The organism is Microbispora sp. ZYX-F-249 (assembly GCF_039649665.1).
In the GTDB taxonomy this organism is placed as follows: domain Bacteria; phylum Actinomycetota; class Actinomycetes; order Streptosporangiales; family Streptosporangiaceae; genus Microbispora; species Microbispora maris.
Window position 1 is genome coordinate 507,308 of the sequence record NZ_JBDJAW010000001.1, and the last position, 15,700, is coordinate 523,007.

14 protein-coding genes are annotated in these 15,700 nt (G+C 73.2%); 7 read left to right on the plus strand and 7 right to left on the minus strand.

From position 1 onward, the window contains the following. Positions 1–86: 86 nt before the first annotated feature. A complete protein-coding gene (locus AAH991_RS02335; RefSeq protein ID WP_346223799.1) occupies positions 87–1,313 on the plus strand; it encodes an NAD(P)/FAD-dependent oxidoreductase in 1,227 nt (408 codons plus the stop codon). Continuing rightward, positions 1,313–2,230, plus strand: a complete 918-nt coding sequence (locus AAH991_RS02340) for an RNA polymerase sigma-70 factor (protein ID WP_346223800.1) — start codon at positions 1,313–1,315, stop codon at positions 2,228–2,230. Before AAH991_RS02335 ends, AAH991_RS02340 begins: the two co-directional genes overlap by 1 nt. Before the next feature lie 8 nt (positions 2,231–2,238). Here AAH991_RS02340 and AAH991_RS02345 read toward each other — a convergent pair whose 3' ends face one another. The 6 genes from AAH991_RS02345 to AAH991_RS02370 form a co-directional block, all read right to left on the minus strand. Continuing rightward, positions 2,239–2,946, minus strand: a complete 708-nt coding sequence (locus tag AAH991_RS02345; protein WP_346223801.1) for a (2Fe-2S)-binding protein — start codon at positions 2,944–2,946, stop codon at positions 2,239–2,241. 14 nt (positions 2,947–2,960) lie between these two features. Continuing rightward, positions 2,961–3,497 carry a GNAT family N-acetyltransferase gene (locus AAH991_RS02350; protein WP_346223802.1) on the minus strand — a complete coding sequence of 179 codons (537 nt, stop codon included), beginning with the start codon at positions 3,495–3,497 and terminating at the stop codon, positions 2,961–2,963. A gap of 139 nt (positions 3,498–3,636) precedes the next feature. Continuing rightward, on the minus strand, positions 3,637–5,829 hold the full coding sequence (locus tag AAH991_RS02355) for a penicillin acylase family protein (RefSeq protein ID WP_346223803.1): 2,193 nt from the start codon (positions 5,827–5,829) through the stop codon (positions 3,637–3,639). A gap of 19 nt (positions 5,830–5,848) precedes the next feature. Next, positions 5,849–6,712, minus strand: a complete 864-nt coding sequence (locus AAH991_RS02360; protein WP_428833917.1) for an ABC transporter ATP-binding protein — start codon at positions 6,710–6,712, stop codon at positions 5,849–5,851. Continuing rightward, the gene (locus tag AAH991_RS02365) at positions 6,709–7,737 is read right to left on the minus strand and encodes a FecCD family ABC transporter permease (protein ID WP_346223804.1); all 1,029 of its coding nucleotides are present in this window, start codon (positions 7,735–7,737) and stop codon (positions 6,709–6,711) included. The genes AAH991_RS02360 and AAH991_RS02365 overlap by 4 nt, the downstream gene beginning before the upstream one ends. Before the next feature lie 94 nt (positions 7,738–7,831). Further along, positions 7,832–8,908 carry a FecCD family ABC transporter permease gene (locus tag AAH991_RS02370; protein ID WP_346223806.1) on the minus strand — a complete coding sequence of 359 codons (1,077 nt, stop codon included), beginning with the start codon at positions 8,906–8,908 and terminating at the stop codon, positions 7,832–7,834. A 101-nt stretch (positions 8,909–9,009) separates the two neighbouring features. Between AAH991_RS02370 and AAH991_RS02375 the strand changes: the two genes are divergently transcribed. From AAH991_RS02375 to AAH991_RS02395, 5 genes are all read left to right on the plus strand, one after another. Further along, on the plus strand, positions 9,010–10,053 hold the full coding sequence (locus AAH991_RS02375) for an ABC transporter substrate-binding protein (RefSeq protein ID WP_346223807.1): 1,044 nt from the start codon (positions 9,010–9,012) through the stop codon (positions 10,051–10,053). A gap of 86 nt (positions 10,054–10,139) precedes the next feature. Further along, complete coding sequence (locus AAH991_RS02380) at positions 10,140–11,636, plus strand: pyridoxal phosphate-dependent decarboxylase family protein (protein WP_428833918.1); 1,497 nt, start codon at positions 10,140–10,142, stop codon at positions 11,634–11,636. Then, positions 11,623–12,978 carry a lysine N(6)-hydroxylase/L-ornithine N(5)-oxygenase family protein gene (locus tag AAH991_RS02385; RefSeq protein WP_346223809.1) on the plus strand — a complete coding sequence of 452 codons (1,356 nt, stop codon included), beginning with the start codon at positions 11,623–11,625 and terminating at the stop codon, positions 12,976–12,978. Before AAH991_RS02380 ends, AAH991_RS02385 begins: the two co-directional genes overlap by 14 nt. Then, positions 12,975–13,562: a GNAT family N-acetyltransferase gene (locus tag AAH991_RS02390; protein ID WP_346223810.1), complete on the plus strand. Its 588-nt coding sequence runs from the start codon at positions 12,975–12,977 to the stop codon at positions 13,560–13,562. Before AAH991_RS02385 ends, AAH991_RS02390 begins: the two co-directional genes overlap by 4 nt. Next, positions 13,559–15,373 (plus strand): IucA/IucC family protein, encoded by a 1,815-nt coding sequence (locus tag AAH991_RS02395; RefSeq protein ID WP_346223811.1) that lies wholly within the window; start codon positions 13,559–13,561, stop codon positions 15,371–15,373. Before AAH991_RS02390 ends, AAH991_RS02395 begins: the two co-directional genes overlap by 4 nt. On the opposite strand, the gene AAH991_RS02400 is transcribed toward AAH991_RS02395, so the two are convergent. Continuing rightward, positions 15,354–15,638: a DUF1540 domain-containing protein gene (locus AAH991_RS02400; RefSeq protein ID WP_346223812.1), complete on the minus strand. Its 285-nt coding sequence runs from the start codon at positions 15,636–15,638 to the stop codon at positions 15,354–15,356. The genes AAH991_RS02395 and AAH991_RS02400 overlap by 20 nt on opposite strands. Positions 15,639–15,700: the final 62 nt, after the last annotated feature.

A 15,700-nucleotide genomic window follows, 5' to 3' on the forward strand; every position in this document is an offset into this window, starting at 1 on the left:
GCGAGCGTCACATCGGGCGCGTGTCACGTACGGGCGGGCCGCTTCCATCTGGTGTGCGTCAGCGTCGAAACGAGGAGGCGGAAGCGATGAGCGCACGGCATGAGAACGGCGTGGCGGCCACACACCGGGTGGTGATCCTGGGAGCGGGGTACGCGGGCCTGTCCGCGGCGATCCAGCTCGCGTCGCGGGTCAAGCGGAGCGGCGACGTGCACGTGACCCTGGTGAACGCGCAGGAGCGGTTCACCGAGCGGCTGCGGCTGCACATGTCGGCGACCGGGCAGCCGCTCGCCGAGCTGAGCATTCCCGAGCTGCTGGAGGGCACGGGCGCCCGCTTCGAGCGTGGGTGGGTGACGGCGGTGGACGCGGACGCGAAGACCGTGCGGATCGACGACGAGCGCGTCCTGCCCTACGACACCCTGGTGTACGCGCTGGGCGGCGTGGCCGACACCGCGGCGGTGCCGGGCGCCGAGGACCACGCGTACACCCTGGACGGCGCCCAGGACGCCGGAATGCTGGCCGACCGGCTGTCGCGGCTCGGCGGCGGCACGGGCGGCGGCACGGGTGGCGGCACGGTGGCGGTCGTCGGCAGCGGGCTGACCGGCGTCGAGTCGGCGGCGGAGATCGCCGAGCGGCACCCGGAGCTGAACGTCGTGCTGCTGGGCCGCAGCGAACCGGGCGCGGCCATGAATCCGAAGGCCAGGGCGTATCTGCGGTCCGCGCTCGAGCGCCTGGGCGTCGACGTGCGGAGCGGGGCCGAGGTGGTGAAGGTGCTGCCCGGCGCGGTCGAGCTGGCCGGCGGGCAGACCGTGGCGGCCGACGCCGTCCTGTGGACGAGCGGCACGCGGGTGTCGCCGCTGCCGGCCGTCGCCGGGCTGACCGTCGACGCTCATGGCCGCATCGTGACCGACGCCGCCCTGCGTTCGGTGTCCCACCCCGACGTGTACGCCGTGGGCGACGCGGCGGCGATCCGTCAGGGCTACGGCGTCATGCACGGCACCTGCCAGGGCGGCATGCCGACCGGTGTGCACGCCGCGGTGTCGATCGTCCGGACGCTGAAGGGCAAGCGGCCCAAGCCGTTCCGCTTCGGCTACTACCACACGCCGGTCAGCCTGGGCCGGCACGACGCGGTCGTGCAGTTCACCCACCCCGACGACAGCCCCCGGCGGCTGTATCTGACCGGCCGCGTGGCGGTCCGCTATAAGGAGACGGTGACCGCTTCCCCCTGGGCCACGTGGGGCCGCATGAAGAAGATGCCGGCCTCGGGCGCGTTCTGGCCCCGCGGCGGCCGCTTCACCCGGATGCGGGAGGCGTGATGACCCAGCCTCCCGACCTCGACCAGCAGGTGTTCGTTCAGCATCGGAACCTGCTGTTCTCGGTGGCCTACCGCATCCTCGGCACCGCGGCGGACGCCGAGGACGCGGTCCAGGACGCCTGGATCAACTGGGCGGCGGCCGACCGTTCGCGGGTGGCCGACCCGAAGGCGTACCTGACGCGGATCGTGTCGAACGTCGCGCTGGAACGGCTGCGCTCCACCCAGCGCAAGCGTGAGGCCTACGTGGGGCCGTGGCTTCCGGAACCGATCCTCACCAGCGGAGACACCGCCGAGGCCGTCACGGACGCCGAGTCGGTGTCGATGGCGATGCTCGTGGTGCTGGAGACGCTGAGCCCGCTCGAGCGCGCGGTGTTCGTGCTGAAGGAGGTCTTCGGCTTCAGCCACGCCGAGATCGCGGAGGCGGTCGAGCGCTCCGAGGCCGCGGTGCGGCAGGCCGCGCACCGCGCTCGCGAGCACGTGCGGGCCCGGCGGCCGCGCTTCGCCGCCGACCGGTCGCGGCAGCGCGCGGTCACCGAGCGGTTCTTCGCCGCCGCGACCGGCGGTGACGTGAACGCCCTGATGGAGCTGCTGTCCCCGGACGTCACCCTGTGGACCGACGGCGGCGGCAAGGTCCGCCAGGCCCTGCGCCCGGTCGTGGGCGCGGCGACGGTGGCCGCCTGGTTCGCGGCCATCGGCACCGTCGCCTACCAGGGTGTCGAGCCCGCCGACATGACCGCCGAGCTCGCCGAGGTCAACGGCGGGCCGGGCGTCGTCTTCCGCGGCCAGGGTCGCGTGATCGCCACCGTCACCTTCGACTTCGACACCGAGGGCCGGATCACCACTATCCACAACGTCGCCAACCCGGACAAACTCCAGGCGATCGCCGATGGCACCACCCGCAGCCTCGGAACCCGGTGAGCGCCGGCTCAGCGTACGCAGCAGGTGGAGCAGGGGTCGGCGTCCGGCAGCGTCACCCACAGGCAGCACGTGCGGCGGCGGTATCCGTCGCCGTCGGGCACGAGCAGCCCGGCCACGGGCGGCCCGATCTCGTCGAGCAGCCGGGCCGCCTCGGCGTACGACCCGAGCGTGAGCAGCGGATGGGCGAACGCCTCGGCGGTGGACCCCCACAGGGTGCGCTCGCCCACCTTGGTCGCGGCACTGAGGGCTCTGACGAACGGATACTGGCTCTCGAGGAGCGCCTCCCCGATGGCCGCAGCGAGGTCGGGGACGACGACGGTGCCGTCGGCCCCGGCCAGCGGGTCGCCGGGGAGCACGGCCACGGTCACCCGGGACGCCGCCACCGTCACACCGGCCGCGGACGGCCGCAGCAGCGTGTCCTGCAGGCGCATCAGCGGCACCCGGCGGCCGAGAGCCCAGCCGAGGGCCATCGGCATCGTGTGCCAGTAGCCGTAGGTCTTCCACAGCAGCGCCGCCGCCACGTGACGCGGCGCGCTCCAGCGGGCCGCCGTCTCGTCGACCAGCGCGAGCAGCCCCTCGTACGGCTCCCGCACGAGGGAGGCGGCGGGGATCCAGCCGGGGGAGTCGTCGGCGATCAGCCTGGGCAGGACCCCCAGCACGCCGTCCCGCTCGGCCGCGAGGCCTTCCAGATGGTCGGAAAGGGCGTCGAGCAGCACTCGCACTCCTTGTGTCAGCGGTCGTCTCTGGTCAGGAAGCACAGCCGGGCCCGCTTGTCCGGCAGGTCGACCTCGGGCCCGAGGGTGAAGCCGGTACGCAGCATCCGGGCGATCACCTTGTCGTTGCGGGCGTCCGGCTCTGCGACGATCCGGGTGTGGCGCGGGTCGGAGAACGCGTACGCGACGAGCACGGACAGCAGGGCGCCGGTGAAGCCGCGTTCGCCCTCCCCCGCCGCCGGCCCGAGGAGCAGGTGGACCCCGAAGTCGCCCGGCCGGACGTCGTAGCACTCCCCGACCGGGTCGGCCCCGGGCTCGTAGGTCTGGAAGAGCGCCACCGGCAGGTCGTCGCGGTGGACGAGATAGGCGTGGTGGGTGGTGAGACCGTCCAGGTGGTCGTAGGTCTCCAGCACCCGGTCGCGGCTCGCGTCCAGCATGCCCCAGAACCGCGCTCGTTCCTCGGTGACCCAGGAGTGGATAAGGTCGGCGTCGGCCGGCGGGTCCACCGGGACGACGCGGACGGTCCCGAATCCCCCGACCGCCTGCTCCCACACGGCTTCGCGCCGTGCGGAGGCCGTGGTGTGCGCCCCAGTGGTCGGTGGCTCAGTGGTCGGTGGCTCAGTGGTCGGTGGCTCAGTGGTCGGTGGCTCAGTGGTCGGTGGCTCAGTGGTCGGTGGCTCAGTGGTCGGTGGCTCAGTGGTCATGCCGCTCCTCGGTGAGTAGGTCCCAGTCCGTGACCACCGGCACGAGTTCACCGCGCAGCCACAACGGGTGCTGGTCACGCCGATGGGGGTCGCCCGGCACGCCGCTCGCGCCGAACGAGACGATCCACAGGCTCCCGTCGCGCCGGGACAGGTCCCACACGTAGCGCGCGGCGGGCCCCCGGGCGAAGTGGTGGGTGACGCCGGGCACGCTCGACGTGGACAGCACGCAGTCGTGGTCGCCGGGAAGTCCCGCCTCCGCCGGCGCCGCGTCCGGGGCCGCGGGGAACGGCACCGCCCGCCAGGGGTCGAGCCGGTGCAGGTCGCCCCACCGGACGCCGGTCGCCTCGCCGCGCGCGGTCACGTCCTCCAGCGCCGCCCGGGCCAGGTCCGCGAGGGCGGCCCGGTCCAGCCCGGGCAGCCGGTCGGTCGTCAGCAGGTTCTCCAGGGCGTACGCGACGCGGGGAGTGAGCGCGAGCCACGGCCGGAAGACCTCGGGCACCTCCGCGTCCACACCGGCGAGGGCGGCCAGGGCGGAGTGGGCCGCCAGGCGCCGCACCACCTCCGCCCGGACGGCGGCGTACTCCGCCGCGCCGGTGCTGCCGGCGTCCATGCGCCGGTCCCAGCCGAGCAGCCGGTCCCGCAGGCGTGCGGCCTCGACGCCGAGCCCGTCCAGCCCGGCGAGCAGGTCCAGGAGAGGGCCCGCGCCCGGCACCAGCGTGTCGGTGTGGACGGCCGCCATCTCCCCCGCCGACCAGCGCGGCGAGCCGCCGAGCAGGCCGCTGATCCGGGCGGCGCGGTACGGCGCGGCGAACTCGACGCCGAGGGGCGCGGCGAGCCCGCGCTCGTTGGCCATGACCGTGATGCCGGAGACCGCGCGGCGCGGCATCGGGGCATAACGGCCGCTCCATTCGTACCCCGGTTCCCAGGCGGGCACGATCCGCAGCGCGTTGTCCGGGTGGCGCACGGGCACCACACCGGCGACCCGGTGCAGCAGCCCGCCCTCGACGTCCGCCGCGAGCACGACGTTGACGGGCTCGGCCCAGCGGTCGAGCGCCCGGTCGACGTCGGCCACGGTCTTGGCCCGCAGCAGCGCAGGCAGCGCCGCGAACCCCAGGTCGCGGCGCACCCGGGGCGGATACCGCAGGCTCACCGCCTCCCACGCGCTCTCCCGCCCGGACCCGCCGGGCACGACGACCGGGCCGCGCCCGGTCTCGACGACCTCGACCTCGACCGGGCTCTCCCCCGCCACCTCGACGACCTCGACGTGGGCGGCGCACGGACGCCAGCCGTCCGGCCCGAGCGCCTCGACGCGGCCCGCCACGCGCCGGAGCCGTTCCCGGTAGAGGTCCTGGTAGTCGGCCATGGCGTTGGTGATCGCCCAGGCGACCGAGCCGGCGTGCCCGAAGTGGGCGATGCCCGGAACGCCCGGCACGGCCAGCCCCGCCACGTCGAACTCGGGACAGGCCAGGCGGATCTGCTGGTAGAAGCCGGGGTCCTCGATGAACCGGTGGGGATCACCCGCGATCAGGGCCGCGCCGGTGACGGTGCGATCGCCGGGGACGAGCCAGCCGTTGCTGCCCGAGGTGCCCAATCCGTCGGCCGCGAACAGCGCGATCGCGTCGGGACCCAGCCGTCCGGCCACCGCCTCGCGCCACAGCTTCGCCGGGAAGTGCGCGAAGAGGATGTGGTGGGACAGCCAGACCGCCATCGGCGTCCACGGCTCCCACCGGCCCGGCGCGAGCCCCGCGGCGTCGGGGCCAGGCACGTCGGGTCCGGTCGCGTCGGGGCCAGACACGTCGGGGCCGGCCGCCTCGGGTCCTGTCGTCTCCCGCGGTGCCTTTCCCCCCGCGGTGGCGAACTCCGGCGCGCGGCGCGCCCCCTCGGGGAGCCCGGCGTTGACGCCGTCCACGTAGGCGCGGACCCATGCCGCCGTGTCGCCGTCCAGCGCGTGCAGGCAGCGCTCGGCGGTGTCCGCCAGCCGGGCCTGCCGGGCGAAGCGGTCCCAGGGCACGGCGTCCGGCCCGAGGACCGCCGCCGACGTGCCGGTCGCCCGGCGCCGCTCCACCTCGATCTGCCAGGCCCGGTCGAGGGCCGTGACGCGTCCCTGGGCGAAGGCCAGTTCGTACGGATCGTCCGCGCGCAGGTGGGGGATGCCGAAGGCGTCCCGGTACACCCTGCTCATGACACCGGCGCCGGGGTGCTCACGACGCGGCCCTCGCCACGGACCCGGCGCGGCGGCGGGCGGCGGGGACGACCAGCGGAGTGCCGGTCTCGGGGTCGTCGATCACCCGGCAGGGCAGCCGGAAGACCTCCTCGACCAGGGGGGCGGTCATGACCTCTCCGGGCGCGCCGGCGGCCACGACCCGGCCGTCGCGCATCGCGATGAGATGGCTGGCGTAGCGGGCGGCGTGGTTGAGGTCGTGGAGCACCGCCACGAGCGTGCGGCCGCGCTCCTCGTGCAGCCGCGCGCACAGGTCGAGGACCTCGATCTGGTGGGCGATGTCCAGGTAGGTCGTCGGCTCGTCCAGGAGCAGCAGCGGCGTCTCCTGGGCCAGTGCCATCGCGATCCACACGCGCTGGCGCTGCCCTCCGGACAGCTCGTCGACCAGGCGCCCGGCCAGGTCGGCGACCCCGGTGGCCTCCATCGACTCGCGCACCACCCGTTCGTCGTCGGCCGACCACTGGCGCAGCAGCCGCTGGTGGGGATAGCGCCCGCGGCCGACCAGCTCGGCGACCGTGATGCCGTCGGGCGCGACGGACGTCTGGGGCAGCAGGCCGAGGGTCCTGGCGACCTTCCTCGCGGGCAGGGACGTGATGTCACGCCCGTCGAGCAGCACGGTCCCGGCGGCGGGCCGCAGCGTGCGCGCCAGCGCCCGCAGCAGCGTGCTCTTGCCGCAGGCGTTCGGCCCGATGATCACCGTGAAGGACCGGTCGGGGATGACGACGTCGAGGCCTTCGGCGACGACCCTCTTGTCGTAGGAGAGGGTCAGCGCGCTGCCGCTCAGACGCGGCCCGTCCTCGTGCATGCCTGCCGTTGCCTTCCCGTCCACGATGGTCTCGGTCATATCCGTCCCGCCTTCCGCTGGGCGGCGAGCAGCCAGACGAGGTAACCGCCGCCGAGCACCCCCGTCACCACCCCGACCGGCAGCTGGTGGCCGGCGAACAGCCGCTGCGCGGCCAGGTCGGCGCCCGTCAGCAGCGCCGCGCCCGTGCACGTCGCGGCGAGCAGGTTCGGCCCGGGCGTTCCGGTCATCCGCCTGGCCAGGTGCGGGGCGGTGAGCGCGACGAACGACACGGGCCCGGCTGCCGCCGCCGCCAGGGACGTGAGCAGCACGGCCGCCCCCACCAGGACCAGGCGCATGCCCTGCACCCGTACGCCGAGGCCGCGCGCCAGGTCGTCGCCCATCTCGGTGATCGCCAGGGGGCGCGCGCAGCCGAGCAGCACCACCGGCGCCAGCACCGCCATCGCGGCGAGCAGCGGGACGACGTCCTCCCAACCGCGCCCGTCCAGGCTGCCGGTGAGCCACAGCATGGCCCGCGCCGCCTCCATCAGGCGCCCCTGGGTGAGCAGGTACCCGTTGACGCCGGTGAGGATCGCGGTGGCGCCGATGCCCACCAGCACGAGGCGGTGCCCGTGCAGGCCGCCGCGCCAGGCCAGGGCGTAGACGACCACTCCGGTGACGACGCCGCCGACCACCGCGCCGCCCGCGAGCGCCGCGCTGCTCCCGCCCGTGACGACCACGAGGAGCGCCCCGGCCGCCGAGCCCTGGGTGAACCCGAGCAGGTCGGGGCTGCCCAGCGGGTTGCGTACGAGCGACTGGAAGACCGCGCCGGCCAGCGCGAGGGCGGCGCCCACGAGCAGCGCGGTGACCACGCGGGGCAGCCGGAGCCCGTGCACGATGAAGTCCTCGGCCGGGCTGCCGCCGCCCAGCACGGTGCGTACGACGTCGGAAGGGCTCATCGGGTAGTCGCCGCCGCCGATCGCGAGCACGCCGAACACGACCGCGAGCAGCAGGCAGCCGGCTCCCACGGCCACGGCCCTGGGCCGGACGATCACGGGGCCGGCGGTCACCGGCCGAACGACACTCATGACGCCTCCTCGCCCGCCGGCTCGGAGTTTCGCCGTGCCGGAGGCGCGCAGGTGACTCCGCAGCGCAGCACGGCGTGCTCACCGATTCGCTCGCTCATGCCCGGACCTTCCTCCGCACGAAGTACAGGAACAGCGGGCCGCCCAGCACCGCCGTGACGATGCCCGCCTGCAGCTCGCCGGGCCGGGCCACCAGCCGCCCGAGTACGTCGGCGCCGAGCAGCAGCACGGGCGCGAGCAGCGCGCAGCAGGGGAGCATCCAGCGCTGGTCCGGGCCGGTCAGCGCCCGGACGAGGTGCGGCACCATGAGCCCGACGAACACGATCGGCCCGCAGGCCGCCGTCGCCGCCCCGCACAGCAGCGTCACCGCGACGATGGCCCCCGCGCGGACCCGGGCGGGGTGCGCGCCGAGCGAGCGCGCCGAGTCGTCGCCGAGCGCGAGCGCGTTGAGCGGCCGGGCCAGGGCCATGGCCGGCAGCAGCCCCGCCGCGATGAACGGCGCCATCATGGCCGCGGTGCCGCCCTGCGCGCTGGCGAGGGAACCGACGGTCCAGAAGCGCATGGTCTCCAGCGAGGCGGAGTCGAGCAGCATGGTCCCGTTCACGTACGAGTAGAGCGCCGCGTTGACGGCGGCTCCCGCGAGCGCCAGCCGGGCCGGGGTGGCCGTGCGTCCGCCGCCCACCGCGTAGACCAGCACCGACACGGCCGCCGCGCCGGCCAGGGCGAACCAGACGCGGCCCTGGAACGACGCCACGCCGAGCAGTCCCGCGGCGGTGGCCACCGCGGCCGAGGCGCCCGCGTTGATCCCCAGCAGCCCGGGGTCGGCCAGCGGATTGCGGGTCAGCGCCTGCATGACGCCGCCCGCGACCCCCAGCGCGGCGCCGGCGAGCAGCCCGAGGAGGGTGCGCGGCAGCCGCATCTGGTGGACGACCGTGTAGGCGGCCGAGTCGGCGTCCACGAGCCCGTGCCAGACCTCCACCGGCGACAGTTGCCGGGCGCCGAGCCCGAGGCTGAGCACGAGGACGGCGGCCAGCGCGATCGCCGAGCCCAGCAGCGCCGCCGCGCGCCGGCCGTTTTCCGCGCGTTTTCCGGGCGCCCGCGCAGGCCTGCTGATCTGCGAGGACTCTGTGACGACCACGACCTGCTCCGGTGGGGGGCCGGGGACGAATTTCATCGCCCCTCTGGACAAGAACTTAGGTAAGGGTAACCTAACTAGCGATCAACCCCAAGGGGCGGCGTCGGCAGAACCCGTGCCCCACGAGAGAAAGACGAACCGTGCGAAACCTGAACATCACCATGCCCCGCCGCGGTCTCCTTGCGGCGGGCGGAGCCGCCGTCCTCACGCTGGCGCTCGCCGCCTGCGGGTCGAGCGACCCGGCGCCCTCCGCCGAGGGGCAGGGCGCGACGGCGGGTCGGAGCGCGGCGTCGTGGTCCTTCACCGACGACAGGAAGGAGGCGGTCACGGCCGCGGCCGTCCCGTCGCGGGTCGTGGCGTTCACCGGTGCGGCGGCGGCGCTCGCCGACTACGGGGTGCAGGACAAGATCGTCGGCGTGTTCGGTGAGACGAAGCGCGCCGACGGCTCGCCCGACCCGCAGGCCGGCGACCTCGACGTGAACAAGGTGACGATCCTCGGCAACGTCTGGGGCGAGTTCAACATCGAGAAGTACGCCGGGCTGCGCCCCGAGCTTCTCGTCACGCACATGTACGACCCCGGCGCCCTGTGGTACGTCCCGGACGAGAGCAAGGAAAAGATCGTCCAGCTCGCCCCGGCCGTCGCCGTCAGCGCCGCCCGTGTCCCGATGACCCAGCCGATCGAGCGCTACGCCGCGCTGGCCGAGTCGCTCGGGGCGGACCTGAAGGCCCCGAAGGTCGCCGACGCCAAGGCCAGGTTCGAGGCCGCCGCCGAGAGCGTGCGCAAGGCGGTCGCGGACAACCCCGGGATCAAGGTCCTGGCCGCTTCCGGCAGCCCCGACGTGCTGTACGTGTCCAACCCGCAGGTCAACACCGACCTCATGTACTTCGCCCAGCTCGGGGTCGAGATCGTCCAGCCGGAAAAGCCCGGCGAGGGCGGCTACTACGAGAACCTGAGCTGGGAGAACGCCGACAAGTACGACGCCGACCTGATCCTGCTCGACAACCGGAGCACCGCGCTGCAGCCCAAGGACCTGACGTCCAAGCCGGCCTGGGTCAAGCTGCCGGCCGTGAAGGCCGGCCAGGTCGTCGGATGGGACCCCGTGCCGCGCTTCTCGTACGCCGGAGCCGCCCCGATCCTGGAGAACCTGGCGACGGCGATCCGCGACGCCAAGAAGCTCGGCTGACCACACGCCGGAGAAACCACCCGGGGACACGTGCCGACTCTCACAAGTTAGGTTTGCCTAACCTAACTTTCACGGTAAGGATGACAATGACCTACCCCCATGCCGGGGCCGCGCGGGCGTACCTGTTCAACGACCGCACGGTGGAGGGATACCGGCGGGCGATGGCCGCCGGGACCGAGCGCGTGGCGGAGCGGATCCGGCGCGCCGACCGGCCGTTCAGCGGCGTGTCCCCCGAACGGCTCGCGCCGCGGATCGCCGCGATCGACCTCGAACGGCCGCTGCGCGACCAGGCGGCCGTCCTCGACGAGCTCGAACGGGTCTACCTGCGCGACGCCGTCTACTTCCACCACCCCCGCTACCTGGCGCACCTCAACTGTCCCGTGGTGATCCCCGCGCTGCTGGGCGAGGCGGTCCTGTCGGCGGTGAACTCCTCGCTCGACACGTGGGACCAGAGCGCGGGCGGCACGCTCATCGAGCGCCGCCTCATCGAGTGGACGGCCGGCCGGATCGGCTTCGGCCCCGCCGCCGACGGTGTCTTCACCGGCGGCGGCACCCAGTCGAACCTCCACGCCCTGCTGCTCGCCCGCGAGGAGGCCCGTACGGCCGCCTCGCCGGCGCGCCTGCGCCTGATCACCTCCGAGGCCGGGCACTTCAGCGTCCGCAAGGCGGCGAACCTGCTCGGCCTCGGCCCGGACGCGGTCGTGACCGTGGAGACCGACGCGCGGCGGCGGATGCGGCCGGCCGCGCTCGCCCGCGAGCTCGACCGCTGCCGCCGCGCCGGGCTGGTGGTCATGGCCGTGGTGGCCACCGCGGGCACCACCGACTTCGGCTCGATCGACCCCCTGCCCGAGATCGCCGATCTGTGTGAATCCGCCGGGGCGTGGCTGCACGTGGACGCGGCCTACGGCTGCGGGCTGCTGGTCTCCCGCAGACGGCGGCACCTGCTCGACGGGATCGAGCGGGCCGACTCGGTCACCGTCGACTTCCACAAGTCCTTCTTCCAGCCGGTCAGCTCCAGCGCCGTGCTGGTGCGCGATGGCGCGGTCCTGCGCCACACGGCCCACCACGCCGACTACCTCAACCCCCTGCGGATGGCCGAGCGGGGCATCCCCAACCAGGTGGACAAGAGCCTGCAGACCACCCGCCGCTTCGACGCGCTCAAGCTCTGGCTGACGCTGCGGACGATGGGCCCGGACGCGGTCGGCGAGCTGTTCGACGAGGTCGTCGACCGCGCGGCCGAGGCGCACGCCCTGATCACGGCGGACCCGCGGTTCGAGGTCGTCACGCGGTCGCAGCTGAGCACGCTGGTCTTCCGCTACCTGCCGCCGGAAGGTCCCGGCCGCGAACTCGCCGACGACGCCAACCTGTACGCCCGCGAGGCGCTGGCCGCCTCCGGCGCGGCCGTCGTCGCCGGCACCACGGTCGACGGCCGCCACTACCTGAAGTTCACCCTGCTGAACCCCGAGACCACGCTGGACGACATCGCGCACGTCCTCGACCTCCTCGCGGGGCACGCCCGGCGCTACGTGGACGAGCTCGCCCCGCCCGCCGACCATCCGGGAGTCACGCATGTCCACGCATGACTTCGTCGCGATCGGGCTGGGGCCGTTCAACCTGGGCCTGGCCTGCCTGACCGAGCCCATCGCCGAGCTCGACGGCGTGTTCCTGGAGGCGCGGCCCGGCTTCGCCTGGCACCCCGGGATGATGCTCGACTCCGTGACGCTGCAGACGCCGTTCATCGCCGACCTCGTCACGCTGGCCGACCCGACCTCGCCGTACTCCTTCCTGAACTACCTGAAGGAGACCGGCAGGCTCTACCCCTTCTACATCCGCGAGAGCTTCTACCAGCTCCGGGCCGAGTACGACGCGTACTGCCGCTGGGCCGCCGGGCGGCTGGGCAATGTCCGCTTCGGCCACCGCGTGACCTCGGTGACGTACGACGAGACCGACGGGCACTACGTCGTGCGCGCGGTGACGGAGAACGGCGAGGAGACCGAGCACCGTGAGACCGAGCACCGTGAGACAGAGCACCGTGAGACCGAGCACCGTGAGACAGAGCACAGGGCCCGGCACCTCGTGCTCGGCACCGGCACCCCGCCGCACGTGCCGGAAGCCTGCCGCGGCCTCGGCGGCGACCTCGTGCACAACAGCGGATACCTGGACGCCAAGGCCGCGCTTCAGGCGAAGGAGAGCATCACGGTCGTCGGCAGCGGGCAGAGCGCCGCCGAGATCTACCGCGACCTGCTGGCCGACGTCGACACGCGCGGCTACCGGCTGAACTGGGTGACCAGGTCCCCGCGGTTCTTCCCGCTGGAATACACCAAGCTGACCCTGGAGATGACGTCCCCGGAATACGTGGACTACTTCCACGCGCTGCCCGAGGACACCCGCTACCGCCTCGAAGCCGAGCAGAAGTGCCTCTACAAGGGCATCGACGCGACGCTGATCAACGACATCTTCGACCTGCTCTACGCCAAGACCGTCGGCGGCCCGATCCCCACCCGGCTGCTGACCTGCACCGAGCTGCGCGAGGCGGCCTACGACGCCGGCCGGGGCGAGTACACGCTCGGGCTGCGCCACGTGGAGCAGGAGCGCGACTACACGCTCGTCACCCAGGGACTCGTGCTGGCCACCGGCTACCGCTACGAGCCTCCCGCCTTCCTGGAGCCCGTACGCGACCGGATCCGGTGGGACCGCCACGGCCGGTTCGACGTGGCGAGGAACTACAGCATCGACGTCACCGGCCGGGGGATCTTCCTGCAGAACGGCGCCGCCCACGCCCACAGCGTCACCTCCCCCGACCTCGGCATGGGCCCGTACCGCAACTCGTGGATCATCAGTCAGATCCTGGGGCGCGAGTACTACCCCATCGAGAAGGCCGTCGCCTTCCAGGAGTTCGGCGCGCCCGAGGGCGTGGTCGCATGAGCGCGCTCCTGTTCCGCCGCCACGATGAGCGGGTCGGCGAGCTCGCCGTACGCCGCCTCGACCCGGAGGCCGACGCGCCGACGGTGCACGCCTGGGTGACCCATCCCAAGGCGGTGTTCTGGATGATGCGGGACGCCACCGTCGCCGACGTGGCCAAGGAGTATCGCGAGATCGTCGGTCACCCGCACCGCGACGCGTTCCTCGGGCTGGTGAACGGGCGCCCGGCGTTCCTGGCCGAAAGCTACGACCCCGCCCGGGTCGAGCTGGCGGGGCTCTACGAGGCCCGGGACGGCGACGTCGGCATGCACTTCCTGTGCGCGCCGGCCGGCACCCCGGTGCACGGTTTCACCCGGGCCGTGATCACGACGGTCATGGAGTTCCTGTTCGCCGATCCCGCGACCCGGCGGGTCGTGGTCGAGCCCGACGTGCGCAACACGGCGGTCCACGCGCTCAACGCGGCCGTCGGCTTCGAGGTCGCCGGCATGGTCGCCAAGCCGGAGAAGGACGCCCTGCTGAGTTTCTGCACCCGCGAGCGGTTCCTGGCGGCGACGTTCCTCGCGGCGCCCGGGGAGGCGACGGCGTGAACCCCATCGAGGCGGTCTCCCACCTCACTCCGGAGCTGTGGGAGAAGGCCAACCGGCGGCTGGTGCGCAAGGCGCTCGCCGAGTTCGCCCACGAGCGGCTGCTCACTCCGCGTCCGCTCGGCGACGGCCGGTGGGCGGTGCGCGACGATTCCGGCAGGGTGGAGTACCGCTTCACCGCGACGGTGATGTCCCTCGACCACTGGCACATCGGCGAGGTCACCCGTCACCGGGCCTCGGGCGAGGTCCTGCCGCTCGACGCGCTGGAGTTCGTCACCGAGATGCGCGGCGCGCTCGGGCTCAGCGACGAGATCCTGCCGGTCTACCTGGAGGAGATCACCTCGACGCTGGCGAGCCTCGCGTACAAGCTGAGCCGCCGGCCGGCCGGCGCGGCCGAGCTGGCCAAGGCCGGTTTCCAGGAGATCGAGGCCGCCATGACCGAGGGCCACCCGTGTTTCGTGGCCAACAGCGGCCGGATCGGCTACGGGATCGACGACCATCACCGGTACGCTCCCGAGGCCGCCGCGCCCGTACGGCTGATCTGGCTGGCCGCCCACCGCGACCACACGACGTTCACCTGCTCGCGCGACATCGACTACGAACGGCTGATGCGCGCGGAACTCGGCGATGAGGTCCTGGCCCGCTTCGCGGGCACGCTCGCCGGTCTCGGGCTCGACATGGCCGACTACCTGCTCGTGCCGGTGCATCCCTGGCAGTGGTGGAACAGGATCTCGGTGACGTTCGCGGCGGAGGTCGCCGAGCGACGGCTGGTCTGCCTGGGGCCCGGCGACGACGAGCACCTCGCCCAGCAGTCGGTCCGCACGTTCTTCAACGCGAGCGCGCCGTCCAGGCACTACGTCAAGACGGCGCTGTCGGTGCTGAACATGGGTTTCATGCGGGGCCTGTCCGCGGCGTACATGGAGGGCACCCCGGCGATCAACGACTGGCTCGCCGGCCTGATCGCGGCCGACGAGGTCCTCCGCGCGACCCGGCTGACGATCATCCGCGAGCGGGCCGCCGTCGGCTACCGCAACCCGCGCTACGAGGCGGCCACCGACCGCCACTCGCCGTACCGCAAGATGCTGGCGGCGCTGTGGCGGGAGAGCCCGGTCGCGGGGCTGGAGCCGGGCCGGCGCCTGGCCACCATGGCCTCCCTGCTCCACACCGACGAGGAGGGACGGTCGTTCGCGGCGGCCCTGATCGAGCAGTCGGGCCTCGCCCCCGAGGTGTGGCTGCGACGCTACCTCGACGCCTACCTCGTCCCGCTGCTGCACGCCTTCTACGCCTACGACCTGGCGTTCATGCCGCACGGCGAGAACGTCATCCTGGTCCTGGACGGCGGCGCGGTGGAGCGGGTGATCTTCAAGGACATCGCCGAGGAGATCGTGGTGATGGACCCGGACGCCGACCTGCCGCCCGAGGTCCGGCGGATCCGCGCCGAGGTGCCCGAGGAACAGCGACTCCTGTCGATCTTCACCGACGTGTTCGACTGCTTCCTGCGCTTCCTCAACGCCGTGCTGGCCACGGGCGGGGTGCTGGACGAGGAGGCCTTCTGGCGGACCGTCGCCGAGTGCGCGACGGCCTACCAGCGGTCGGTCCCGCACCTCGCGGAGCGGTTCCGGCGCCACGACCTGTTCGCCGAGACGCATCCCCTGTCGTGCCTCAACCGCCTGCAACTGCGGAACAACCGGCAGATGGTGGACCTGGCCGACCCGTCGGCCGCGCTGCAGACGGCCGGCGACCTGGTCAACCCCATCGCCCGCTTCGCTCCGGTTCGTTGTGAGGGCGGAGGCGCTACGCCGGTGCGTACGTGAGGCAGTCGGCCTCGTCCTGGGAGTAGCCGATGTCGATGCCGGGCGCCTGACATTCCAGCTGCACGTTGTGCCGGCAGTCGGACATCTTGCAGGCGCCCACCCGGCCCACCGTCCCCTGGTCGCCTCCCGGCGCGGGCGCGGTGAAGAACGTGTCGCAGTGCGCGTGGGACGCGTCCCCGACCGTGATGGCGGTGGCGTGGCACATGCGGTCGCGGTTGTACGCGCACGAGGTGGCCTCGCAACGGTTGACGACGGGCATTTCCATGAGTGGCTGTTCCCCCCTGACGATCGTGGCTTTCGTCCTGGCTCATACCGTCGGTGACCAGG

What these genes read in the sequence shown, in the direction of transcription:
- AAH991_RS02380 (WP_428833918.1), top strand. Translation starts at nt 10,140, where the DNA reads ATGACCTACCCCCATGCCGGGGCCGCGCGGGCGTACCTGTTCAACGAC.
- AAH991_RS02340 (WP_346223800.1), top strand. Translation starts at nt 1,313, where the DNA reads ATGACCCAGCCTCCCGACCTCGACCAGCAGGTGTTCGTTCAGCATCGG.
- AAH991_RS02360 (WP_428833917.1), bottom strand. Translation starts at nt 6,712, where the DNA reads ATGACCGAGACCATCGTGGACGGGAAGGCAACGGCAGGCATGCACGAG.
- AAH991_RS02335 (WP_346223799.1), top strand. Translation starts at nt 87, where the DNA reads ATGAGCGCACGGCATGAGAACGGCGTGGCGGCCACACACCGGGTGGTG.
- AAH991_RS02400 (WP_346223812.1), bottom strand. Translation starts at nt 15,638, where the DNA reads ATGGAAATGCCCGTCGTCAACCGTTGCGAGGCCACCTCGTGCGCGTAC.
- AAH991_RS02355 (WP_346223803.1), bottom strand. Translation starts at nt 5,829, where the DNA reads ATGAGCAGGGTGTACCGGGACGCCTTCGGCATCCCCCACCTGCGCGCG.
- AAH991_RS02390 (WP_346223810.1), top strand. Translation starts at nt 12,975, where the DNA reads ATGAGCGCGCTCCTGTTCCGCCGCCACGATGAGCGGGTCGGCGAGCTC.
- AAH991_RS02370 (WP_346223806.1), bottom strand. Translation starts at nt 8,908, where the DNA reads ATGAAATTCGTCCCCGGCCCCCCACCGGAGCAGGTCGTGGTCGTCACA.
- AAH991_RS02365 (WP_346223804.1), bottom strand. Translation starts at nt 7,737, where the DNA reads ATGAGTGTCGTTCGGCCGGTGACCGCCGGCCCCGTGATCGTCCGGCCC.
- AAH991_RS02385 (WP_346223809.1), top strand. Translation starts at nt 11,623, where the DNA reads ATGTCCACGCATGACTTCGTCGCGATCGGGCTGGGGCCGTTCAACCTG.